The organism is Curtobacterium sp. 458 (assembly GCF_030406605.1).
Taxonomy (GTDB): Bacteria; Actinomycetota; Actinomycetes; order Actinomycetales; family Microbacteriaceae; genus Curtobacterium.
Window position 1 is genome coordinate 1513415 of record NZ_CP129104.1, and the last position, 23817, is coordinate 1537231.

Consider the following 23817-nt stretch of genomic DNA (forward strand, 5'->3'; position numbering starts at 1 on the left):
TGGTGATCGCTCGTTCCGCGGTGGTGCTGATCGTCCGCGTCGTGATGGTGACCGTCCGTTCCGTTCGGATCGTCCGGCGCGTGATGGTGATCGTCCGTTCCGTTCGGATCGTCCGGCGCGTGATGGTGATCGTCCGTTCCGTTTGGATCGTCCGGCGCGTGATGGTGATCGTCCGTTCCGTTCGGATCGTCCGGCGCGCGATGGTGATCGTGCGTTCCGTTCGGACCGCCCTTCGCGTGACGGTGATCGTCCGTTCCGTCCGGATCGTCCGGCGCGCGATGGTGATCGTCCGTTCCGTTCGGATCGTCCGGCGCGTGACGGTGACCGTCCGTTCCGCGGTGGTACCGATCGTCCCCGTCGCGACGGGGACCGTCCGTTCCGTTCGGACCGTCCTGCGCGAGATGGCGACCGTCCCGAACGCCGCGACGGCGGCCGTCCGTTCCGCGGGGACTCCGACCGCCCGCGTCGTGACGGAGGCGACGACCGTCGTCGCTTCGGGGACGGCTCGCGTCATGCCGGCGCACGCTTCGGCGAGGCAGCCCGTGACGACTGGGAGGACCGCGACCCGTACGGCACCAAGTCCATCCGCCCCCGCCACGACGATCCGGAGATCCCGGACGGCGTGCAGGCACGTGATCTCGACCCTGCTGCCCGTGCAGAGCTCAAGACCCTCAGCAAGGACAACGCGGACTGGGTCGCGAAGCACCTCGTCTCGGCGGCGCTCCTCGTGGACGTCGACCCCGAGACTGCGAACCAGCACGCACTGAGCGCTGCCCGTCGCGCCGGTCGCGTGGCCGTGGTCCGGGAGACCGCAGCGATCACCGCGTACCGTCTCGGCGACTTCGCCACCGCGCTCCGTGAGCTCCGGACCTACCGGCGCATCGCGGGCAAGAACGACCAGCTGCCGATGATGGTCGACTGCGAGCGCGGCCTCGGCCGACCCGAGCGCGCGCTCGAGCTCGGTCGTTCGGTCGATCGCGCTGCCCTCGACACCCCCGTGCAGGTGGAGCTCGCGATCGCGATGTCCGGCGCACGCCTCGACCTCGGCAATCCACAGGCCGCGCTCGGTGAGCTGGAGATTCCACAGCTCGACCCCTCGACTGCGTACAGCTGGTCCCCGGCGCTCTACAGTGCTTACGCGGCCACGCTCGAGGAGCTCGACCGCCAGGACGAGGCCGACGAGTGGTGGGCCCGTGTCGATCACGCGACCACGGCTCTGGCCGAGGCCGCTGACGAGGATGCTTGGGAGACGGTTGATGTGGTCGAGGAAGCGATCGAGGACGAAGGACACCGAGAGGACGACGCCGAGCAGCTCGACGAGCCCGCAGTCGAGCAGGACGCCGACGACGAGCTCGAGCCTGCCGACGAACCCGCTCCCCTCGACGAGCCCGGCCCCGCCGACGAGCCCGGCGAGATCGACGACGACAACCCCGCCGACGTCGACGGCTCCGCAGCCGGCTGACGCAGCTGCTCAGCCGTCTGACGGCCCGGTTCCCCCGACGCGCGGGATCGACGTCGTCCTGACGGACCTCGACGGCGTCGTGTACCGCGGACGCAACGCGATCCCGCACGCCGTCGAGTCCCTGACGCGGGCGTCGCTCGGCGCCCGCGTCGGGTACATCACGAACAACGCGTCGCGGCGTCCGGTCGACGTGGCCGAGCACCTCGAAGCGTTCGGCCTCGAGGTCGCCGCGGACGACGTCGTGACCTCGTCGCAGGCCGGCGTCCGACTCCTGTCGACGCTCGTGCCGGCCGGATCGACGGTCCTGGTGACCGGTGGCCTCGGGCTCACGAGCATCGTCGAGGAAGCCGGGTTCACGGTCACGAACAGCGCCGAGGACTCGCCGGCGGCGGTCATCCAGGGCTTCTCGCCCGACCTCGGGTGGAAGGAGCTCGCGGAGGCGTCCTTCGCCCTTGCGGACCCCGACGTGCCGTGGGTCGCGACGAACATGGACTGGTCGATCCCCGTCGAGCGAGGGATCGCGCCCGGCAACGGCACGCTCGTGTCGGCCGTGCACCAGGCGGTCGGCCGGATGCCGGTCGTCGCGGGCAAGCCCGAACGGCCGATCTTCGACGCTGCCCTCGCCCGCTTCGGCGGTGCGCATCCCCTGTTCATCGGCGACCGTCTCGACACCGACATCAAGGGGGCGAACGACGCCGGGATCCCGAGCGTCCTCGTCCTGACCGGGATCGACCGGGCGAAGCAGGTCCTCGCGGCCGACCCGAAGTCGCGGCCGACGTTCATCCTCGGCGACCTCCGCGGCCTGTCGACGCCGTACCCGGTGACGGACCGGCGCGAGGACGAGGACGGCACCCGGTACGTCACGGTCGGCGACTCCACGGTCGCGATGCGCGGGCACGTCGTGCGGGTGCTCGACGACGGCGACGACCTCGACCGACTACGCGCGGGCGCGACGATCATCTGGGAGTCGGGCCTGGCCATCTACGGTCTCGACGTGGACCCGAAGCTGTACGGCGGCGAGTAGCGTGACCGACGTGCCGAACGAGGACCACCCGACGCAGCCGCAGCCCGGCGGCGTCTCGGCGCGTCCGAAGCCGGGCGGGGCCTCCGGCGTCCCGCTGTCCGACCAGGACCACGAGGACTTCGCCGCGCGGACCGCAGCGGCGGAGGAACTCGACCTCGCGGACCGTGCAGACGCCTTCGCGGCCCTGCACGATGAGCTCCGCACCCGACTCGAGAGCGGCGGCACGGCGAGTGCCTGAGCCCGCCGGAGCACCCGAGGGCGCTCGCGGCGGTCCCGTCCGTCTCGACGCGCTCGTCGCCGAACGCGGACTCGCACGGTCACGCACGGCGGCGACCAAGCTGATCCAGGACGGGCGAGTCACCGTCGCCGGGGTCGCGGTCGTCAAGCCGTCCCACCCGACCCGTGCGGACGCCGCGATCGTCGTCGACTCCGGGGACGAGTGGGTGTCCCGTGCTGCGCGGAAGCTCGTCGGTGCCCTCGACGCCTTCGAGATCGACCCCACCGGACGCGTGGCGCTCGACGTCGGCGCGAGCACGGGCGGCTTCACCCAGGTGCTCCTCGCACGCGGTGCCCGTCGGGTCGTCGCGCTCGACGTCGGTCACGGCCAGCTCGACCCCGTGGTCGCCCTCGACGACCGTGTAGCCGTGGTCGAGGGGTGCAACGCGCGGAACCTCACCGCCGAGTCGTACGCCGCGCTCGATCCGGCAGCTGCGGAGACGTCCCTCGTGGTCGGCGACCTGTCCTTCATCTCGCTCCGGATCGTGCTGCCGGTGCTCGCCTCCGCGGTGCCGTCCGACGACTTCGTGCTCCTGGTGAAGCCGCAGTTCGAGGTCGGTCGTGGTGGCGTCCGCGAAGGCATCGTGCGCGACCCGGGCCTCCGGAACGACGCGCTCATGAACGTGCTCTGGTCGGCGTGGGACGCGGGCCTCGGGACGTCCGGTCTCGCCGCTTCGCCGATCGTCGGCACGCACGGGAACCACGAGTACCTCGCGCGCTTCCAGCGTGGTGTCGGTACCAATCCGACAGAATGGATCGACCGGGCGACGAGCCTGGCGGAAGGGGTGGCATGAGCGACGAACGGCACATCCTGCTCGTCTCGCACACCGGGCGGCAGGACTCGATCGATGCCGCGGTGGAGGTCTGCGACATCCTGCACGCCGCCGGGGTGACCCCGGTGATGCCCTTCGACGAGTACGCCGACGTCCGGCGGGCCGAGGCGTCCGTCGGCAAGGTCGACATCCTCGGGGTCGACGTGCAGGCGGACCAGCTCGAGATCGTCATCGTGCTCGGCGGCGACGGGACCATCCTCCGCGCTGCAGAGCTCGTCCGTGGGACCCGTGCGGCGCTCGTCGGGGTGAACCTCGGCCACGTCGGGTTCCTGGCCGAGAGCGAACGCCCCGACCTCGAGGAGACCGTGCAGCGCACCCTCCGTGGTGAGTACCACGTCGAGGAGCGTGTGGCGCTGCAGGTCGACGTCGTCGTCGGCCAGGAGACCGTGTACTCGTCGTGGGCGCTCAACGAGGCCACGATCGAGAAGGCGTCGCGCGAACGCATGCTCGAGGTCGTCACCGAGGTCGACGGCCGCCCCCTGTCGTCCTTCGGCTGCGACGGCGTGGTCATCTCGACCCCGACCGGCTCCACGGCGTACTCGTTCTCCGGCGGCGGCCCGATCGTCTGGCCGGACGTCGACGCGATCCTCATGGTGCCGCTGAGCGCGCACGCCCTGTTCTCCCGCCCCATCGTCGTCGGCCCGGACTGCACCCTCGCGGTCGAGGTGCTGCGCCGGACGAGCGGCGTCGGCGTGCTGTGGTGCGACGGCCGCCGGGCGCACGACCTGCCACCGGGTGCACGTGTCGAGGTGCACCGGTCCTCTGAGCCCGTGCGGGTGGCGCGGCTCAAGGACGCCCCGTTCACCGACCGTCTGGTGGCGAAGTTCCGCCTTCCCGTCACCGGCTGGCGCGGCCCGCAGCGCGACGACGAGGTCGACCAGTGATCGAGGAGATCTCGATCGCCGACCTCGGGGTGATCGGTGAGGCGACGCTCGAACTCGGTCCGGGCTTCACCGTCGTGACCGGTGAGACCGGCGCCGGCAAGACGATGATCGTCACCGCGCTCGGCCTCCTGCTCGGTGCCCGTGCTGACGCCGGTGCCGTCCGTCGGGGTGCATCGTCCGCCGTCGTCGAAGGACGCTGGCACGTGCCGGACCACGACGCCGTCGCAGAACGGGTCGAGGACGCCGGCGGCGCCGTCGAGGACGGCGAGCTCATCCTCACCCGTACCGTGTCGGCAGAGGGTCGCAGCCGCGCGACGGTCGGCGGTCGCAGCGCCCCGGTCGCGGTGCTCGGCGAGCTCGCCGACCAGCTCGTCACCGTGCACGGCCAGTCCGACCAGATCCGCCTCACGTCGGCCGCGGCCCAGCGCGCCGCCCTCGACGGGTTCGGAGGCCCGAAGCTCCGGAAGGCGTTCGACGCGTACGTCGCCGCGTACGACGCCTGGCAGCAGCACGCGGGCGAGCTCGAGACGCTCACGCGCGACCGAGACGACCGCGTCGCCGAGGCCGAGCGGATCCGCGCCGCCTCGGACGAGATCGAGACGGCCGACCCGCAGCCGGGCGAGGACGTCGAGCTCGCGGAACGGGCCGAACGGCTGGGCAACCTCGAGGAACTCCGGCTGTCCGCGGGCCTCGCCCACGAAGCGCTGTCGAGCGAGTCACTCGAGGGCGCACCGGACGTCGTCGGCCTCGTCGAGTCGGCACGCCGAGCGATCGAGCGCGTCGCGGCTTCGGACGCCGCACTGCAGCCCGTGCTCGAACAGCTGACGGAGCTGAGCATCCAGGCGACGGAAGCCTCGGCGAGCCTGTCGAGCTACCTCGGCTCGCTCGAACCGGACGCCGGTCACGACCTCGAGCTCATCAACGAACGACGCGCCCTGCTCGCCGGGCTCACGCGCAAGTACGGCGAGACCGTCGACGACGTCATCGCGTACGGGCAGCGGGCCGGCGAGCGACTCCTGGAGCTCGACGGCGACGACGACCGCATCGCTGCACTGCAGCAGGCTGTGGAGCAGGACGAACAGACCCTCGCGGACGCCGCCGGTGCCCTCACCGCGGCCCGGACCAAGGCTGCCGGCGACCTCGCGAAGCGCGTGACCGCCGAACTGAAGTCGCTCGCGATGGCCGGCGCCACCCTCGTGGTCGAGGTCACCGACGCGGAGGAGTACCGCCGACACGGTCGCGACCAGGTGGCGATCCTCCTGCAGCCGCACTCCGGCACCGACCCGCGTCCGATCGGCAAGGGCGCGTCGGGCGGTGAGCTCTCGCGCGTCATGCTCGCGATCGAGGTCGTCATGGCGGGCAGCACCACCGTCCCGACGTTCGTCTTCGACGAGGTCGACGCCGGCGTCGGCGGAGCGGCGGCGATCGAGATCGGGCGGCGGCTCGCGCAGCTCGCGGAGCGCACCCAGGTCATCGTCGTGACACACCTCGCGCAGGTCGCAGCTTTCGCGAACAACCACCTCAACGTCGTGAAGGACGCCAGCGGCGCGGTCACCTCGTCGAGCGTGCGGCGGCTCGACGGCGAGGAGCGGCTGCAGGAGATGGCACGGCTGCTCTCCGGCCTCGGCGACAGTGCCAGCGGCATGGAGCACGCCCGCGAGCTCCTCGAGGTCGCCGGTCAGTCCGCCTGACGGCGGCCCGCATCCGGCAGGAAGCGCCAGCCACGCCGCCAGGAAGCGCCAGCCACGCCGGAAGGAAGCGACAGGCACGCCGGAAGGAACCGACAGGGACGCCGGCCGGGAGGCGCGACCCGAGCCCGCCACGACCGGCGCGCCTCGAGGCGGGCCGAGCACCGGCCACCCACCCGCGCAACGCCCGCGGCGAACGCGGGTCGCGCCTCCCGTCCGATCTGACGTAGGATGGAAGCCCGTGGCGGACACTTACAGCGGCGGAACACAAACTTCGAACGAGACCCCGAAGGTGACGAAGCAGATCTTCGTGACCGGCGGGGTCGTCTCGTCTCTCGGCAAGGGCCTGACGGCGGCCAGCCTCGGCAACCTGCTCACGGCGCGCGGCCTCAAGGTCGTCATGCAGAAGCTCGACCCGTACCTCAACGTGGACCCGGGCACGATGAACCCGTTCCAGCACGGCGAGGTCTTCGTGACCGACGACGGCGCCGAGACCGACCTCGACATCGGGCACTACGAGCGCTTCCTCGACATCAACCTCTCGCAGGCGGCGAACGTCACCACCGGGCAGGTCTACTCGAGCGTCATCGCCAAGGAGCGTCGCGGCGAGTACCTCGGCGACACGGTCCAGGTCATCCCGCACATCACCGACGAGATCAAGCGCCGGATGCGCGAGCAGGCGGAGAACGACCCCCAGCCCGACGTCATCATCACCGAGGTCGGCGGCACGGTCGGTGACATCGAGTCGCAGCCGTTCATCGAGTCGGCACGCCAGGTGCGGCACGAGCTCGGCCGCAACAACGTCTTCTTCGTGCACGTCTCGCTCGTGCCGTTCATGAACGCGTCCGGCGAGCAGAAGACCAAGCCGACGCAGCACTCCGTCGCCGCACTGCGCTCGATCGGCATCCAGCCGGACGCGCTCGTCCTCCGCAGCGACCGCCCCGTGTCGGACTCGAACAAGCGCAAGATCGCCCTCATGTGCGACGTCGACGAGGACGCCGTGGTGAACGCCGTCGACGTGCCCTCGATCTACGACCTCCCGGGGCTGCTGCACGACCAGGGCCTCGACCAGGTCATCATCGACGCCCTCCGCCTCGAGGCACACGACGTCGACTGGTCGGCGTGGAAGCCGGTCCTCGACGCGGTGCACGAGCCGAAGAAGGAGGTCACGATCGCCCTCGTCGGCAAGTACATCGACCTCCCCGACGCGTACCTGTCGGTCACCGAGGCCCTCCGCGCCGGTGGGTTCGCCCACAACGCCCGCGTGAAGCTGAAGTGGGTCGTGTCCGACGACTGCACCACGCCCGAGGGTGCCGCGAAGCACCTCGGCGACGTCGACGGGATCTGCGTCCCGGGCGGCTTCGGTGTGCGCGGCATCGAGGGCAAGCTCGGCGCGCTGCGGTTCGCGCGTGAGCAGGGCATCCCGACGCTCGGCCTGTGCCTCGGCCTGCAGTGCATGGTGATCGAGTACGCCCGCCACGAGGCCGGGCTGACCGACGCGTCGAGCACCGAGTTCGACCCGGAGACGACGACGCCGGTCATCGCGACCATGGCGGAGCAGGTGGACATCATCGCCGGCGGTGACCTGGGCGGGACGATGCGCCTCGGTCTGTACCCGGCGCACTTCACCGACGGGTCGCTCGCGGCGGAGCTGTACGGCGCCCCGGAGGCATCCGAGCGGCACCGTCACCGCTACGAGGTCAACAACCACTACCGCCAGCAGATCGCGGACGCCGGCCTGGTGTTCTCGGGCACCTCGCCCGACGGCACGCTCGTCGAGTACGTGGAGCTGCCGCGCGAGGTGCACCCGTTCTACATCGCCACGCAGGCGCACCCGGAGCTCCGGTCGCGTCCGACGAACGCGCACCCGCTGTTCGCGGGGCTCGTCGGTGCGGCGATCGAGCGCGCGGGTGCCTCGAGCCTGTTCGACCCGCAGGAGTCGGCTGCCTGAGGCGACCGAGATCCGGACGGGAGGCGCGGTGCCAGCTGGCACCGCGCCTCCCGTCCGTCCCGGGGTCGCGTTCTGGCGCTCGCAGTCGCGTTCTGTCGCTTGCGGTCGCGTTCTGTCGGGCGGAACCAGGTTCCGGGGACGGGGCGTGCTTGGATTGAGCACGTGACCGACGCACCCATCGCAGACGAGCCCACCTCCTTCGACGTCACCGACTCCACGGTCGTGTACGAGGGCGTCGTGTGGAACGTGAAGCGGGACACCGTCGCGTACGGGGACGGCTCGATGGTGCGCGAGTACATCGACCACACCGGGGCGGTCGCCGTGTACGCGGAGGACGACGAGGGACGCGTGCTCGTCATCCAGCAGTACCGGCACCCGGTCCGGGTGCGCGACTGGGAGCTGCCCGCGGGTCTGCTCGACCACCCGGGCGAGGACCACCTCGTGGCCGCGAAGCGCGAGCTCGCCGAGGAGGCCGATGTGGAGGCCGACGAGTGGGAGCACCTCGTCACCTACAACACCTCCTCGGGCGGGAGCGACGAGTTCCTCGAGATCTACCGCGCCCGTGGCATCCGAGCCACCGCGTCGGCGTTCGAACGGGAGGCCGAGGAGGCCGACATCGTGAAGCGGTGGGTGCCTCGCGCCGAGCTGGTCGAGGCGATCCTCGACGGGCGCCTGCACAACTCCGGGCTGGTGGTGGCGGTCCTCGCCGCCGACGCCGCGGCTCGTCGGTAGCGTGCCGGTCGTCACGGTGACCGCGTGATCGCACTCGCACAGGCCACGGAATCGTACCTGCGGCACGTCGCGATCGAGCGGGGGCTGTCGCAGCACACCGTGTCGGCCTACCGGCGCGACCTCGCCGTGTTCGCGGAATGGTTGGCGGACGCCCCGGTGGTCGACTCCGCGGGCGCCGACCGAGCCGGGGGAGCCGCTGCCGTCGAGGACGTGGGTCGTCTGGCGCGGGCGGACGTCGCCGGGTTCGTGGAGCACCTCGCCACGCGGCCGGAGCCCCTCGCGCCCCGGTCGATCGCGCGGATGCTCAGCTCGGTGCGGTCCTTCACCGCGTTCGCTGCGGGGGAGGGCTGGCTGCCGCTCGACCCCGGCACCGCCGTCCGACCGCCGAAGGCCCCGATGCGGCTGCCGAAGGCGATCTCCGTGCACGACATGGAGCGGCTGCTCGGCGCGGTCGTCGGCGACGATCCCGTGCAGCTGCGGGACCGGGCGCTGCTCGAGCTGCTCTACGCCACGGGTGCGCGCATCTCCGAGGCGGTCGGGTTGTCGGTGGACGACGTGCAGTCGGACGACGAGGGGCCCGGTGGTCCCGGGGTCTCGGTCGTGCGGGTGACGGGCAAGGGCAACAAGCAGCGGATCGTGCCCCTCGGCAGCTTCGCCCGGGCGGCGATCGACGCGTACCTCGTCCGGGCCCGGCCGGTCTTCGCCGCACGTGGACCCTCGACACCGGCGCTGTTCCTCGGTGCCCGCGGGGCGCGGCTGTCCCGGCAGAGCGCGTGGCTCGTGATCCAGGCGGCTGCGGCTGCGGCCGACCTCGAGGCGCACGTGTCGCCGCACACGTTCCGGCACTCGTTCGCGACGCACCTGCTCGAGGGCGGTGCGGACGTGCGGGTCGTGCAGGAGTTGCTCGGGCACGCGAGCGTCGCGACGACGCAGATCTACACGATGGTGACGGCGGACATGCTGCGGGACGTGTACCAGACGGCGCACCCGCGGGCGAGGCGGGGGTAGGGCGCCAAGCGCTGTCGAACCGCGAAAGCGACATCGAACCGACGGGTCGTGGCGGTTCGATGTCGGCGTGCGCAGCGCGGCGTGCGGAGTGTGGTCCGAGCCCGCGCCGCCCAGGGTCAGAACAAGCGGAACTGCGCCGACGCGGCGACGGCCGCCGTCGCCACCGCGACGACGAGGGCGCTCGCCGCGATGCTCCGCGAGAGCACCCGCCACCCGCCGGTGGCCCGGGGAGCGATCACGGCCACCGACCCGATCGCCAACGCGACCGCGCTGACGAGCCCGAGGGGGTTCCAGACCGCCGAGAGCGCCGCGGCAAGGGCGGCGACGACGGTCAGGACGCACAGTCGTCGGACGTTCCGGGCGTCGGACGCCCACGGACGGGTCCGGATCGCTGCGGTGCCGACGGAGAACGAGGGCCCGACGGGTGCGACCACCACGGGCACGATCGGCTCCGTCCGGCTCGGCAGCGCCCGGGTCGCCTCGGCCCAGGTGCGCCCGTCCCACCACCGCAGTCGCGATGCGTCCTGCGGATCGGGGAACCAGCCGGCGGCCGGGAGCGTCACGGGGTCCTCCTCGAGGAGACGGAGTGCGGATGTGCCCCTCGACGCTACGGCGTGGTGCGCGCGCGACACAGCCCCAGCCCGGGTGTCGGCGAGATGGGGGACCGCCGCGCTCAGGCGGGCACCGCTGCGCGCACGCCGGGACCGCTCAGGCGGGCACGGGTGCCGCGTCCACCTCCGTGAAGACGTCCTTCACCGCGGCGAGCATCCGGGCGTTGAAGTCCACGCCGAGCTGGTTCGGCACGGTGACGAGCACGGTGTCGGCAGCACGGACGGCCCGGTCGGCGGCGAGCTCCGCGACGAGGTCCTCGGGCGACCCGATGTACGAGCGGCCGAACCGTGCGAGTCCACCGTCGAGGTGTCCGACCTGGTCCTGTCCCTCGACCTGCGCCCGGACGCCGAAGTAGTGGCGCGACTCGTCGTCGATGATCGGGATGATGCTCCGCGAGACGGACACCCGCGGGGTCCGCTCCCACCCCATCTGCTCCCAGGTCGTCCGGAAGCGCTCGATCTGCTCGGCCTGGAGCTCGTCGAACGGCACGCCGGTGTCCTCGGTGAGGAGCGTCGACGACATGAGGTTCATGCCCTGCTCGGCGGTCCACTCGGCGGTGGCGCGGGTACCGGCACCCCACCAGATCCGGTCCGGGAGCGTGTCCGAGAGCGGGAACACGGGCAGCGACCCGGCCGTGCCGGTCATCTGCGGGTTCGCGTTCGCCATGGGCTCCCCGGCGATCGCTCGGCGGAAGACGCTCGTGTGCGAGCGCGCGAGGTCGGCGCCGTTCGGGTCGCCGGCGTCCGGCACGTAGCCGAACTGCTGGTACCCGGCGAGCGCGGTCTCGGGTGATCCCCGGGAGACGCCGAGCTGCAGTCGGCCGCCGGAGATGAGGTCGGTCGCCGCGGCCTCCTCCGCCATGTAGAGCGGGTTCTCGTACCGCATGTCGATCACGCCGGTGCCGATCTCGATGCGGCTGGTCCGGGCGGCGATCGCGGAGAGCAGCGGGAACGGTGCGGCCTGCTGCGGGGCGAAGTGGTGGACGCGGAAGTACGCGCCGTCCACCCCGGCCTCCTCGGCGGCGACGGCGAGGTCGACGGCCTGGACGAGGGCCTCGCGCGCGCTACGCACCCTGGACCCCGGCACGTCGCGCCAGTGTCCGAACGACAGGAACCCGATCTTGGTCATGTCGATGCAAACGCATCCGTACGGACGTCCATTCCGGACCGCGGCCCGAGCTGGCCAGGACGGCGACGGCCGGCGGCGGCCCGGACTACCGTGGTCCGCCATGGACGACCCCCGCGCCGCACTCACCACCGAGCGCCTCCGCAACGAACGTCTGCTCGCCGGCGTCGAGCAGAGCATGCGGGATGTGAGCGACGCCCGGCAGGACGCCAACTCCGACGACGAGCACGACCCGGAGGGAGCGACCCTCGCGTGGGAGCGCGGTTCGCTCGGCGCGGTCCGCGACGACGCCCGCGAGCGCATCCGGCTGGTGGACGCCGCGCTCGCGCGGCTCGACGCGGGGACCTACGGGCGCTGCGCGGTCGGCGGGGAGCCGATCCCAGAGGCGCGCCTGGCCGCCGTCCCGTGGGCGGCGACGTGCGTCGCGCACGCGTGACGAGCCTCCAGGCCGGGTCCCTGACCCGACGCTGACGATGGCCGGGAGTCCCGTGGTGCGCCGTCCAGGACCCTGCCGTCCGTCACGGCGCAGTTTCCCAGCCGCAGCCCCTACCGTGCCGACATGGACGGCACACCCGACGACCGACCCGGCGCTGTCGAGCCCTCGGCGGCGCGGCACCACCGCTTCCAGTGGTTCCGTGACCTCCGCGCCTGGGTCCACGCGCGGCCGCACGTGCACCTCGTCTACAAGGTGCTCGTCGGAGTCGTCGGCGGGCTGGTGGTCGTCATCGGCCTGATCCTCGTGCCGCTGCCCGGGCCGGGCTGGCTCGTGGTCTTCATCGGGCTGACGATCCTCGCGAGCGAGTTCCACTTCTTCCACCGGATCATCACGTGGCTCCGGGCACAGCTCCACCGCTTCTGGGACTGGGCGAAGACCCGCGGCCCGAAGTGGCTGCGGAAGGTCGCGGACCGCGGCAAGGCGGACGTGGACGCCGCACACGCCGACGCGCACCGGAACATGGGGATGCAGGCCCGCGCACCGAAGCACCCGCGCCCCGGTCACTGAGCAAGCCCGGCGCCTCCGCTCAGTCGGCGGCCGCGGCGCCCCGCTCGGGGCAGGTCCGGACGGAGCCGGTGGCCGTGCGTTCGACGACCGACGCCGCCTGCTCCTCGACCGCAGCCCGTCGGGTCGACGCGAGCTGCAGGACGAGGGCGGTCCCGGCGGCGAGGACGATGAACGCGCCGTACCCGGCGAGCACCGGCACGAAGCCGAACGCCGGCTCGACGAGGCCCGCCACGACGGCGGGGACACCGAACGCGAGGTAGCTCACGATGTAGATCGTCGACAGCAGCCCAGCGCGGTGGGTCGGTGCGGCGGTCGCGAGCAGCATCCGCAGCGGCGCCTGGAACCCGGCGCCGAAGCCGATGCCGGCGATCGCACTGCCGACGACGAGGCCGGGCAGCGAGTGCGCGAACACGAACGAGACGGTGACCACCGGGCCGACGATGAGCGCGACGAGCCCGAGGAGCAGGCTGCGGCGGGTGTCGAGGCGCTGGATCGCGAGACCGGTGAGTCCGCCGACCCCCGTGACGACGGCGATGAGCGCCCCGGCGGCGAAGTGGTCCCGGATGCCGAACACCGCGCCGAGCGCCGAGGGGACCAGCGACAAGAAGAGCCCGCCGAGCGCCCAGCTCGCGACGAGTGACCCGGCGACGCTGCGGAACAGGGCGCGGGAGTCCCGCGGCACGGACACCGTCGGGCGGAGCGACCGGAGGGCTCCCGGGCGACGGGTAACCCGCTCGGGGACGACCACGAGGGCGATCACGAGCACGAGCAGCAGCGAGCCGAACACCGCGTAGACGAGCTGCTCGGGCGCCGGACCCCACTCGACGAGCGCGCCGCTCGACAGGGCTCCGGTCGCGAGGGCGAAGGGCGGCACGGCGCCGTTGAGCACACCGGCGAGGGAGGGGAAGCGCTCGAGCGAGTGGTCGATGAGCGCGGCCCCGAGGGCACCGATCAGGAGGCCCACCGCGACGCCCTGGACGATCCGGTCGAGGATCAGCGAACCGAGCCCGTCGGCCCGCGTGAAGAGGACGAGGGAGGCGACGAGCAGCAGGCCACCGGTGAACAGCACGGGCTTCCGGCCGACGTGGTCCGAGAGGCGCCCGGCGACGAGCATCGTGACGAGGAGTCCGGCGACGTAGATCGCGAACACTGCGGTGAGCATGAGCGGTGTGAGGTGCCACTCGGCTGCGTAGACGGGGTAGATGGGCGACGGCACCGCGGACGACGCCATCGCGGCGAGGAGCACCGCGGCGAGGATCCAGAACCCGGCGACCGAGCGAGCTGACTGCTGCATGAGCACCCTTCCGAGGAGGTCTTGTACGACTGCATTCGTACCGCAGTCGACTGTACGACGCAAGTCGTACAGGGAGGTGAACGGTGCTACCGTCTCGTGCATGCCCGCCAACGTCGATGCCCCGGAGCGGCTGCCCCAGCCGACCGTCGCCGAGATGGACCTGCCCGTCGTCCTCGACGCCCTGAGCGACCCGATCCGCCTCGCGATCCTGCACCGGTACCTGATCGACGCCGCCGGCGGGGTGCGGAGCTGCGGCTGGGTCGGCATCGACCGGCCGAAGTCGACGCTGACGCACCACTTCCGCGTGCTGCGCGAGGCGGGGCTGCTCGAACAGCACCAGGAGGGCCTCGTCCGCTCGAGTCGCGTGCGGTTCGACGACGTGCAGCAGCGGTTCCCCGGACTGCTCGACCTCGTCGCGGCGTGGGAGGTCCCGGCGGCCCTCATGCGCGAGGACGTCGCCCCGTGACCCCCGCTGCGCGATCGGCGCACCGGCTGCCCACGATCACGTCCGAGCCCGCAGCCGTCGCGGCGATCGCCGTCGACCTCGAGGCCGCGGGGTTCACCGTGGAGCGGCTCGACTCCCTGTGGGGTGCGGAGGCCGCAGCGTCACTGCACCGGGGATCACGCGTGGCGGCGCTGCGTGCGCTGGCGTCGCGGGACGACTCCCCGCTCGCCACCCTCGCCACGCTCTTCGTGCTCGGGCTCCCGGTGTCGCGGGCGCACGCGGAGGCCGCGTTCCCGACGGCGGGCGTCGACCGGGTCGCCGCAGCAGGCCTGCTCCGGCACGACGCGACCAGCACCGACGACTCCGGGCTCCCGCTCGACCCCGCCGACGCGCTCGTCCACCCCACGGTGGACCTCCGCCCGTACGCCTTCGTCGACGACCTCGGCGCCGGCAGCTGGTGGATCGTCTCGGACCTCGGTGAGCTCGCCCTCGGCACGGCCCTGGGGGAGGAGCACGTGCTCGGCATCGGCGGAGCCACCACCACGCTCTCCGGCCTGCAGGTGCCCGTGCCCGTCCAGCGCGTGCTCGACCTCGGCACCGGCTGCGGCATCCAGGCCATGCACGCCCGCCGGTTCGCCGACGAGGTCGTCGCCACCGACATCTCCCGCCGCGCCCTCGACATCGCCCGGTTCAACGTCGCGCTGAACGGGCTGGACGGCATCGAGTTCCGGCTCGGCTCCCTGTTCGAACCCGTCGCCGGCGAGCGCTTCGACCGCATCGTCTCGAACCCGCCGTTCGTCATCACACCCCGCCGCGAGGGCGTCCCCGCCTACGAGTACCGCGACGGCGGGATGGTCGGCGACGCCCTCGTCGAGACCGTCCTCCGCGGCCTCGGCGAGCACCTCGAACCCGGCGGGACCGCGCAGCTCCTCGGCAACTGGGAGTACCGCTGGGGCTCCGACGGCCTCGACCGGGTGCGTTCGTGGTTCGCCGACGCCGACGCCGACGCCGACGCCGACGCCGACGCCCGCGCCGACGCCGACCTCGACGTCTGGGTGGTCGAGCGGGAGCGCGAGGACCCGCCCGCCTACGCCGAGACCTGGATCCGCGACGGCGGGACGAAGCCCGGCAGCGCGGAGTTCGACGACCTCGTGGACGCCTGGCTCGACGACTTCCGCGACCGCCGCGTCACGGGCGTCGGCTTCGGCTACGTCGTCGTGCGTCGCCCCGCGCACGCGGACGAACGGCCGGGAGGCACGCCCCGCCTCCGCCGCTTCGAGCGCGTCCCCGAGGCGCTCGGGTCCAACCCCGCGGGGCTCGGCGCGACCGTCGCACGCGTCCTCGACGCGGCCGACTGGCTCGCCGCCCACGACGACGCCGCGCTCGGCGCCGCGCACCTGCGCGTCGCCGGCGACGTCACCGAGGAGCGGTACTACTGGCCGGGCAACGACGACCCGACGGTGATGACGCTCGTGCAGGGCGGCGGGTTCGGCCGTCGTGTGGACGCGGACACGGCGCTCGCCGCGTTCGTCGGCGCGTGTGACGGTGACCTGTCGGTGCGGGCGATCACCGGTGCGATCGCGCAGATCACCGGCGTGGACGAGGACGCGCTCGTGGCCGACCTGCTGCCACGGGCACGCGACCTCGTCCTCGACGGGCTCCTGCTGCCGGCCTGACCGGCGCCGACTCCGGCCGGGCTCAGGCGCGGTGGTCGCGCCAGCTGTGCTCGGGCGCGTAGCCGAGCAACTCGCGGGCCTTCTCGATCGAGAGCAGCGAGCTGACGCCGTCGATGTCGCTCCGGCGCTCGATGTCCGGGACGAACCGCTCGACGAGCTCGATCGTCGGGGTGTCCATGACGGTGTCGGGGCTCGCGATCACGAACGCCTCGAACCCGGTGAGGTCCGCCTCGAGAGCCCGTCGGACGGCCTGGGCCCCGTCGCGCGAGTCGATGTACGACCACAGGTTGAAGGTCTTCGCCTCCGGGGTCGCGTCCCACGGGAACGACGGGTAGTCGGTCTCGTCCATGACGTTCGAGAACCGGAGGCCGATCATCTTCAGCTCCGGGTCCCAGCGCGTGAAGTGGCGGGCCATCTCCTCCTCCACGGCCTTGCCGAGGGAGTACGACGACTGCGGACGGACCGGGAACTCCTCGTCCACGGGCAGGTACGGCGGGTGGTGCTCGCCCATCGGGATGCCGAGCAGGGTCTCGCTCGACGCCCACACGACGCTCTTGATGCCGGCCTGGCGAGCGGCGTGGAAGACGTTGATCGACGACGTCACGTTGTTCGTGATGAGCGCCACGTCCGGCACCTGGCCCGGAGCGGGGACTGCGGCGAGGTGCACCACGGCGTCCACGTGGTCGTAGCGGTCGTCGACGCCGAGCAGCACGTTCAGCACCTGGCCGTGGTCGGTGAGGTCGGCGCGGATGAACGGCACCCGCTCGGGCTTGTCCGGCGAGGGCACCCGGTCGACGAGCACCACGTCGTACCCGTGCTCGTCCAGGTGCCGGACCACGGCCCGCCCGAGCTTGCCGCTGCCACCGGTGACCACCACGCGTGTCATCGCGTCTCCTCTTCGTCGAGTGTTGCGTACCCGCCCATCCTGCCCGGCGCGGGGTGGACGCAACCAGGCACGGACGGTACCTGTCCGCCGGACGCTGCACGGGCCTCCCGGCCGGCGCGCCAGCGCACCCGCGACCGCGCGGTCACCGGCAGCGCAGTCCGATCGGGCATGATCGTACGGTGTCCTCTCCCGACGTGACCGCCGCCTTCCATGCCGCCCGCGACCAGCTGCTCGCGGCCGAGACCGCTGACCAGGCCCGTGCCGACTTCACCTGGCCCGATGTCGGCGAGACGTTCAACTGGGCGGACGACTGGTTCGACGTCATCGCCCGCGACAACGACCGCACCGCGCTCCACCTCGTCGACGCGGAGCACGACCGACGGTTCAGCTACGCCGAGATGGCGGCGCGCTCGGACCAGCTCGCGGCGTTCCTGCACGCGCACGGCGTCCGGAAGGGCGACCACGTGCTCCTCATGCTCGGCAACCAGCTCGAGATCTGGGAGACGATGCTCGCGGTGATGAAGGTCGGCGCGGTGATACTGCCCACCACCACCATGCTCGACACCGCAGACCTCCAGGACCGTGTGGACCGTGGCGCGGTGGCGCACGTCGTGACGAACGCCGGCGAGACGGCGAAGTTCGACGACGTGCACGGCGACTTCTCGCGCATCGCGGTCGGGGCAGCGACCCCGGGCTGGACGACCTACCCGACCGACCTCGGCGAGCCCGCCCCCGCCGACGAACGCCGGCCCGTGGTGCGCACCCTCGCGACCGACCCGTGCCTGGTGTACTTCACCTCGGGGACGACCTCGAAGCCGAAGATGGTCGTGCACTCGCAGACCTCGTACCCGGTCGGACACCTCAGCACGATGCACTGGATCGGCGTCCGTCCGGGCGACGTGCACCTCGCGATCAGCTCGCCCGGCTGGGGCAAGCACGCGTGGAGCTGCTTCTTCGCGCCGTGGATCGCCGAGGCCACGATCTTCGTGCACGACACCCCGCGCTTCGACCCGGTCGCGCTGCTCGACGCGCTCGACCGACACGAGGTCACGTCGTTCTGCGCGCCGCCGACGGCCTGGCGGATGATGCTGCAGGGCGACCTCGGGGCTCGGCCGCGGGCACTCCGCGAGGTCGTCTCCGCGGGCGAGCCGCTCAACCCCGAGGTCATCGCGCGCGTCGCCGACGCCTGGGGCCTGACGATCCGCGACGGCTACGGCCAGACCGAGACCACGGCGATCATCGGCAACCCGCCCGGCGCTCCCGTGACCCCTGGCGCGATGGGCACGCCCCTGCCGGGCGTCGACGTCGTGCTGCTCGACCCGGTCACCGGCGAACGGACCGACGAGGGTGAGGTCTGCCTCGACCTGACCCGACGCCCGCTGAACCTCATGTCCGGCTACCTCGGCGACCCCGACCGCACGGACGTCGCCATGCGGGACGGCTTCTTCCACACCGGTGACATCGCCTCGCGCGACGCCGACGGGCAGCTCACGTTCATCGGTCGGACCGACGACGTGTTCAAGTCCTCGGACTACAAGGTGTCGCCGTTCGAGGTCGAGAGCGCCCTGCTGCAGCACCCCGCGGTCGCGGAGAGCGCCGTCGTGCCCGCTCCGGACGCCGCGCGGCTCAACATCGTCAAGGCCTACGTGACGCTCGCCGCGGGGTGGGCCGCCGACGCGGACACCGCCCTGCAGGTCCTGCAGCACGCCCGCGCCGCACTGCCCGCGTACGCCCGGGTCCGTCGGGTCGAGTTCGCCGAGCTGCCGAAGACGATCTCGGGCAAGATCCGCCGGGTCGAGCTGCGGGAGCGCGAGGAGCGGGCGGCCGCGGCCGGCGTCCCGGTCGAGGGGGAGTGGCGCGAGGACGGGTTCCCGGAGCTGCGGCGCAGCTGAACCGCGCCGGCGCGGCGCCCGGTGCGCGGCGTGCGCGGGCGCGGGCGCGGCGGCGCGGGCGCGGGTGCGGCGGGCGCTGCGTGCGCTGCGTGCGCTGCTCGGGCGCGGGGCCCGGTACGCGTCAGTCCGCGATGCTCGCCGCGGCCTGCGTCACGGCGAGCTGCGCGATCAGTTCCACGTGCGCAGCCATGTCCCGCGAGGGGTCGTAGAGCCACTGGATCTGCATGCCGTCCGACACCGCGAGCATGATGCTGGCCAGCGCCTCCGTGTCGATGTCGGCCCGCAGACGTCCGCCGTCCTGCATTTCGCGGAGCTGCCCGGCCATCGTCGCTCGACCGGTGTCGTACCGCTGCTGGAAGTAGTCGTGCGCCGCGTGTTCCGGATCGGTCGCGGCCGCGGCCGACAGGTTCACGAACATCTGCACGAGCCCCGGGACCTCGGCGTTGTGCCGCACCACCGCGGCGAGGAGCTCGGCGGGGTCCGACGCCTGCCAGTCGTGGGCGTCGTCGATCGCGTCGCGGCGCTTGAGCACCTCGACCCAGAGCTCGTCCTTCGAGTCGAAGTAGTGCAGCAGCCCGGCCTGGGTCAGCCCCACAGCGTCGGCGATGTCCTTGATGCTGGTGCGGCGGAACCCGTTCACGGCGACGAGGTCGAGCGCGATCGTGAGGATCTCCTCGCGCTTCGCGATGCCCTTTGCGTACGAACCCCGTCGTGCCATGCGGTGACCATACCGCCAGGAGCACGCAGACAAAACCAAGCACAAGTAGGTTTCTGGTGTTACGGTGGTCGGAGCCGCCGAAGGAGGCGAGCGAGTCACCGGTGCTGGTGGCGCACCCGGAAGAAGGACCCAGTGGCCAACGACGCCCTGACCATGGCCGACACCCCGACCGCCGTCGCCCCCACACGCGGTCGCGGCAACCCGCTGATGTACACGCTCGGCATGCCGATCGCGATGTTCGGCCTGTTCATCGCCCTCCTGCCGCCCGTGCTCGTCGCGATGGCGCTGAAGGTCGCGGAGATCGCGCCCCAGAACCAGGCCGGTGTGCTCGGCACGGCCCTCGGCATCGGCGCGTTCGCGGCGATGGTCGCCAACCCCCTGGCCGGTCGCCTGAGCGACCGGACCGCCGGGAGGCTCGGCATGCGTCGTCCGTGGATCATCGGTGGCACCGTGGTCGGCTTCGCAGCCCTCGTGGCCGTCGCGACGACGTCCTCCGTCGTCGTCCTCGTGGTCGCCTGGGGCGTCGCCCAGATCGCGTACAACGCCACGATCGCCGCGCTCACCGCCGTCATGCCGGACCACGTCACGCGCTCGCAGCGCGGCCGCGTCGCCGCGCTCCTCGGACTGGCGCAGAACCTCGCGCTCGTCGGTGGCACCTTCCTCGTGCAGCTCTTCTCGACCTCGGCCACGCAGATGATCGTCCCCGGGGCGATCGGATCGGCGCTCGTCGTCCTCTACGCCGTGCTCTTCCGCGACCGCGTGCTCGTGAACCGCCCGACCACGAAGCTCGGCGTCGGGCAGCTCTTCGGCTCGTTCGTCTTCAACCCCGTCAAGCACCCGGACCTCGGCTGGGCCTGGCTCACCCGCTTCATGATGGTGGCCGCGCAGTACACCGCGGTGTCCTACCTGACGTACTTCCTGCGCGACGACATCGGGGTGAACGAGGCGAACCTCGCCAACGCGGTCTTCCAGGGCACGCTGTGGAACGTCGTCGGCATCGTGCTCACCTCGCTCGTCGCGGGCTGGCTGTCCGACCGACTCGGGCGCCGCAAGCTCTTCGTGGCCGTCGCCGGGGTCGTCGGCGTCGTGGGCCTCGTGCTGATCGCGCTCGCGCCGTCGTTGTCGATGGTGCTCGTCGGCGAGTTCGTCATGGGCGCCGGCATGGGCGTCTTCTACGCGGTCGACCTCGCGCTCATCACCGACGTGCTGCCGTCCGACCAGGACAACGCGAAGGACCTCGGCGTCGTGAACATCGCCCAGGCGCTCCCGCAGTCGATCGTCCCCGCGGCCGCCCCCGGCGTGATCGCCGTGACCGGCGGCTACAGCGGCTTCTTCATCACCGGAGCGGTGGTCGGCCTGCTCGGCATCGCCTCCGTCTCCCGCATCCGCGGCGTGCGCTGACGCCCGCCCCCACGAAAGGACCGACCACCGTGACCATCGTGAACGAGACGACCCGTGCCTCCAGTCCGCTGGCCGAGCGCATCGACGCGCTCCTCGACCAGCTGACCGTCGAGGAGAAGGTGCAGCTGCTCACCGGACGTGACTTCTGGACCACCTGGCCGATCGAGAAGATCGGGCTCCGCCGCATCCTCATGTCGGACGGCCCGTCCGGCGTCCGCGGCGAGGTGTGGGACGAGCGCGACCCGTCGCTCAACCTGCCGTCGGCCACCGCGCTGTCGGCGAGCTGGGACCGGGCGATCGCCAAGCGCTACGGCGCGGCAGCCGCCGTCGAGGCCCGGCGCAAGGGCGTCGACGTCGTCCTCGGCCCGACGATCAACCTGCACCGCTCGCCCCTCGGCGGCCGGCACTTCGAGGCGTTCAGTGAGGACCCGGTGCTCACCGCCGACCTCGCGGCCAGCTACGTCGAGGGCGTGCAGCAGAACGGCGTCGCCGCGACCCCGAAGCACTACATCGCCAACGACTACGAGACCGACCGCTTCACCGCCTCGACCGAGGTGTCCGACCGGGCCCTGCGCGAGCTGTACCTGCTCGCGTTCGAGAAGGCCGTCACCGAGGCGCACGCCTGGGCGATCATGTCGTCCTACAACGCGATCAACGGTGTGACCGCGTCGGAGAACGACCTGCTCGAGACCCCGTTGAACTCGGAGTGGGGCTTCGACGGCATCGTCGTGTCCGACTGGACCGGCGTCCGCTCGGTCGACTCGGCGAAGGCGTCGCAGGACGTCGCGATGCCCGGACCGAACCCGTGGTGGAGCGAGGGGCCGCTGCTCGAGGCGGTGCGCGCCGGCGATGTCCCCGAGGCCGACATCGACCGCAAGGTCCGTCGCATCCTGACCCTGGCTGCCCGCGTCGGGGCCCTCGAGGGCTTCGAGCCGGTCGCCGCGCAGTCCGTGCACGTCGAGGACGGCGTCGCGTTCGTCCGCGAGGCCGAGGCGGAGGGCACGGTCCTCGTCCGCAACACCGGCATCCTGCCGCTCGACCCCGGTGCCGTGTCGCGCGTCGCCCTGCTCGGGCACAACGCCGACCAGGCCCGCAGCCAGGGCGGCGGCTCAGCGACCGTCGTGCCGTCGCACGTCGTGACCCCGGTCGAGGGCATCCGCGCCGCGTTCCCGGGTGCGACGATCGACCACGCAATCGGTGCCGTCGTGCAGGAGGGCATCGCGGAGTTCCCGCTGTCGACCATCACGAACCCGGCGACCGGCGAGCCCGGTGCCCGCGTCGCGTTCGTCAGGGCCGGCGAGGAGATCTTCGTCGAGGACCGCCGCGCCACCGCGCTCTTCTGGTTCGGCGGGGACGCCCCGACGCGCGAGGCCGACCGGCTCGACATCACCACCACCTACACCGCACCGACCACCGGCACCGTCCGGATCGGCATCGGTGCAGCCGGACACTCCCGGATGTGGATCGACGGTTCACTGGTCCTCGACGAGGAGGTCGGCTTCGAGGGCGACCAGCTCGGCGCCGCCTTCCTCAACCCGCCGGCGCGGTCGGTGCCGGTCAAGGTCGAGGCCGGCCAGCAGGTCGCGATCCGCATCGAGTACGACGTCGTCCAGGACGAGACCCTCGGCGGGGTGCTCGCGTACCAGTTCGGCACCGAGCCGAGCGACGCGGACCCGGGCGTCCTGATCGAGGAGGCCGTGCGCACCGCCACGGGCGCGGACGTCGCCGTGGTCGTCGTCGGGACGAACAGCAAGGTCGAGTCCGAGGGCTACGACCGCGACTCGCTCGCGCTGCCCGGACACCAGGACGACCTCGTCCGCGCCGTCGCCGCCGCGAACCCGAACACGGTCGTGGTGGTCAACTCCGGCTCGCCGGTCGAGATGCCCTGGCGCGACGACGTCGCCGCAGTGCTCCTCACCTGGTTCGGCGGGCAGGAGTACGGCAACGCGCTCGCCGACGTGCTGACCGGTGCCGCGGAGCCGGGCGGGCGCCTGCCCACGACCTGGCCCGCGACGCTCGCGGACGTCCCCGTGTCGAACGTCACCCCGGTGGACGGCAAGGTCGCCTACGACGAGGGCGTGCACATCGGCTACCGGGCCTGGCTCCGCGCCGGCACCGAGCCGGCGTACCCGTTCGGGCACGGCCTCGGCTACACGACCTGGACGATCGACGGTGTCGCAGGGACGCCGACGGTCCGCGAGGGCGACTCCGTGATCGTCACCGCGACGGTCGCGAACACCGGTGCGCGCGCTGGGAAGCACGTCGTGCAGGTCTACGCCTCGCGTGCCGACTCCGCGATCGACCGGCCGGTCCGCTGGCTCGTCGGGTTCGCCCCGGTGCGCCTCGACGCCGGCGCCTCCACCGAGGTCTCGATCGAGGTGCCGGCCCGTGCCTTCGCGCACTGGGACGGTGCCTGGTCGTACGAGCCCGGGACCTTCACCCTGCACGTCGGGGCATCGGTCGCGGACGAGGCGGGGACCACGACCCTCGAACTGGAGCACTGACACCATCCGGTATCCGCGCACGCCGCTGGTGCATTCAGTAACATGATCCCGCGCGTGCCGGCTGGTTACCGGTCGCGTACACACCATGAACGGTGCCGTCGTGTGTGCGAGCCGGTCTCCTGATCCGATCGGTCAGCCCGGACGGCGCCGGTGTGTCAGGATGCGCCCCCACGCTTGCGCGGGGGCGCATCCGTCGTTCCGGGCCCGTCACGTCCGCAATCGATGTCGAGATTCGATGACGAACGTTCACCTTGAAACGCCGAATCCCGCAGTCTCGGTGTGACAACGCCGTGGCGAAGTGCAACTATGGACGCACCATCCCGTGCGGATCAGGGACGGGATGGTCATCCGGCCGGGGGCCCGGGGGAACTCACCAGCCCGGTCGCGGGCCCCGCCGGATGCC

The 23817-nt window shown here is 72.1% G+C and carries 22 protein-coding genes; 16 read left to right on the top strand and 6 right to left on the bottom strand.

Going from position 1 to position 23817, the window contains the following annotated elements; translation table 11 throughout:
• Positions 1-760 (bottom strand): hypothetical protein (locus QPJ90_RS07515; RefSeq protein ID WP_290133801.1); only part of this gene is annotated, 760 nt, incomplete at its 3' end.
• On the opposite strand from QPJ90_RS07515, the gene QPJ90_RS07520 reads away from it, so the two are divergent.
• The 9 genes from QPJ90_RS07520 (at position 728) to QPJ90_RS07560 (ending at position 9858) form a co-directional block, all read left to right on the top strand.
• On the top strand, positions 728-1462 hold the full coding sequence (locus QPJ90_RS07520; RefSeq protein WP_290133802.1) for a hypothetical protein: 735 nt from the start codon (positions 728-730) through the stop codon (positions 1460-1462). The two genes, QPJ90_RS07515 and QPJ90_RS07520, sit on opposite strands and share 33 nt — an antisense overlap.
• A 58-nt stretch (positions 1463-1520) precedes the next feature.
• A complete protein-coding gene (locus QPJ90_RS07525; RefSeq protein ID WP_290134188.1) occupies positions 1521-2486 on the top strand; it encodes an HAD-IIA family hydrolase in 966 nt (321 codons plus the stop codon).
• A 10-nt stretch (positions 2487-2496) separates the two neighbouring features.
• Positions 2497-2724 (top strand): hypothetical protein, encoded by a 228-nt coding sequence (locus tag QPJ90_RS07530; protein ID WP_290133803.1) that lies wholly within the window; start codon positions 2497-2499, stop codon positions 2722-2724.
• The gene (locus QPJ90_RS07535; protein WP_290133804.1) at positions 2717-3556 is read left to right on the top strand and encodes a TlyA family RNA methyltransferase; all 840 of its coding nucleotides are present in this window, start codon (positions 2717-2719) and stop codon (positions 3554-3556) included. Before QPJ90_RS07530 ends, QPJ90_RS07535 begins: the two co-directional genes overlap by 8 nt.
• Positions 3553-4479 (top strand): NAD kinase, encoded by a 927-nt coding sequence (locus QPJ90_RS07540; RefSeq protein WP_058725554.1) that lies wholly within the window; start codon positions 3553-3555, stop codon positions 4477-4479. Before QPJ90_RS07535 ends, QPJ90_RS07540 begins: the two co-directional genes overlap by 4 nt.
• Complete coding sequence (recN, locus tag QPJ90_RS07545) at positions 4476-6170, top strand: DNA repair protein RecN (RefSeq protein WP_290133805.1); 1695 nt, start codon at positions 4476-4478, stop codon at positions 6168-6170. The genes QPJ90_RS07540 and recN overlap by 4 nt, the downstream gene beginning before the upstream one ends.
• A 238-nt stretch (positions 6171-6408) precedes the next feature.
• Positions 6409-8118, top strand: coding sequence for a CTP synthase (locus tag QPJ90_RS07550; protein WP_290133806.1), 1710 nt, complete (start codon positions 6409-6411; stop codon positions 8116-8118).
• A 162-nt stretch (positions 8119-8280) separates the two neighbouring features.
• Positions 8281-8850, top strand: coding sequence for an NUDIX hydrolase (locus tag QPJ90_RS07555; protein WP_290133807.1), 570 nt, complete (start codon positions 8281-8283; stop codon positions 8848-8850).
• A 27-nt stretch (positions 8851-8877) separates the two neighbouring features.
• Entirely contained in the window at positions 8878-9858 is a 981-nt protein-coding gene (locus QPJ90_RS07560; RefSeq protein WP_290134189.1) for a site-specific tyrosine recombinase XerD, read from the top strand.
• Positions 9859-9974: 116 nt separating this feature from the next.
• Here the strand turns inward: QPJ90_RS07560 and QPJ90_RS07565 are convergent, their stop codons facing one another.
• On the bottom strand, positions 9975-10421 hold the full coding sequence (locus QPJ90_RS07565) for a DUF2510 domain-containing protein (RefSeq protein ID WP_290133808.1): 447 nt from the start codon (positions 10419-10421) through the stop codon (positions 9975-9977).
• A gap of 145 nt (positions 10422-10566) precedes the next feature.
• Positions 10567-11598 carry an LLM class flavin-dependent oxidoreductase gene (locus QPJ90_RS07570; protein ID WP_290133809.1) on the bottom strand — a complete coding sequence of 344 codons (1032 nt, stop codon included), beginning with the start codon at positions 11596-11598 and terminating at the stop codon, positions 10567-10569.
• A gap of 100 nt (positions 11599-11698) precedes the next feature.
• On the opposite strand from QPJ90_RS07570, the gene QPJ90_RS07575 reads away from it, so the two are divergent.
• Positions 11699-12031, top strand: coding sequence for a TraR/DksA C4-type zinc finger protein (locus QPJ90_RS07575; protein ID WP_290133810.1), 333 nt, complete (start codon positions 11699-11701; stop codon positions 12029-12031).
• A 123-nt stretch (positions 12032-12154) separates the two neighbouring features.
• On the top strand, positions 12155-12598 hold the full coding sequence (locus QPJ90_RS07580; protein WP_290133811.1) for a TIGR02611 family protein: 444 nt from the start codon (positions 12155-12157) through the stop codon (positions 12596-12598).
• A 19-nt stretch (positions 12599-12617) separates the two neighbouring features.
• Here the strand turns inward: QPJ90_RS07580 and QPJ90_RS07585 are convergent, their stop codons facing one another.
• The gene (locus tag QPJ90_RS07585; RefSeq protein WP_290133812.1) at positions 12618-13892 is read right to left on the bottom strand and encodes an MFS transporter; all 1275 of its coding nucleotides are present in this window, start codon (positions 13890-13892) and stop codon (positions 12618-12620) included.
• Between the two features lie 100 nt (positions 13893-13992).
• Between QPJ90_RS07585 and QPJ90_RS07590 the strand changes: the two genes are divergently transcribed.
• Positions 13993-14358, top strand: coding sequence for a helix-turn-helix domain-containing protein (locus QPJ90_RS07590; RefSeq protein ID WP_290133813.1), 366 nt, complete (start codon positions 13993-13995; stop codon positions 14356-14358).
• Positions 14355-16013 carry a methyltransferase gene (locus QPJ90_RS07595; RefSeq protein ID WP_290133814.1) on the top strand — a complete coding sequence of 553 codons (1659 nt, stop codon included), beginning with the start codon at positions 14355-14357 and terminating at the stop codon, positions 16011-16013. Before QPJ90_RS07590 ends, QPJ90_RS07595 begins: the two co-directional genes overlap by 4 nt.
• 22 nt (positions 16014-16035) lie before the next feature.
• Here the strand turns inward: QPJ90_RS07595 and QPJ90_RS07600 are convergent, their stop codons facing one another.
• The gene (locus QPJ90_RS07600; protein WP_290133815.1) at positions 16036-16899 is read right to left on the bottom strand and encodes an NAD(P)-dependent oxidoreductase; all 864 of its coding nucleotides are present in this window, start codon (positions 16897-16899) and stop codon (positions 16036-16038) included.
• 179 nt (positions 16900-17078) lie between these two features.
• Between QPJ90_RS07600 and QPJ90_RS07605 the strand changes: the two genes are divergently transcribed.
• A complete protein-coding gene (locus tag QPJ90_RS07605; RefSeq protein WP_290133816.1) occupies positions 17079-18791 on the top strand; it encodes an AMP-binding protein in 1713 nt (570 codons plus the stop codon).
• Positions 18792-18912: 121 nt separating this feature from the next.
• Here the strand turns inward: QPJ90_RS07605 and QPJ90_RS07610 are convergent, their stop codons facing one another.
• Positions 18913-19509, bottom strand: coding sequence for a TetR family transcriptional regulator (locus tag QPJ90_RS07610; RefSeq protein WP_290133817.1), 597 nt, complete (start codon positions 19507-19509; stop codon positions 18913-18915).
• A 132-nt stretch (positions 19510-19641) separates the two neighbouring features.
• On the opposite strand from QPJ90_RS07610, the gene QPJ90_RS07615 reads away from it, so the two are divergent.
• On the top strand, positions 19642-20910 hold the full coding sequence (locus QPJ90_RS07615) for an MFS transporter (protein ID WP_290133818.1): 1269 nt from the start codon (positions 19642-19644) through the stop codon (positions 20908-20910).
• Positions 20911-20939: 29 nt separating this feature from the next.
• Positions 20940-23414: a glycoside hydrolase family 3 C-terminal domain-containing protein gene (locus tag QPJ90_RS07620; protein ID WP_290133819.1), complete on the top strand. Its 2475-nt coding sequence runs from the start codon at positions 20940-20942 to the stop codon at positions 23412-23414.
• The last annotated feature ends 403 nt before the right edge of the window (positions 23415-23817 follow it).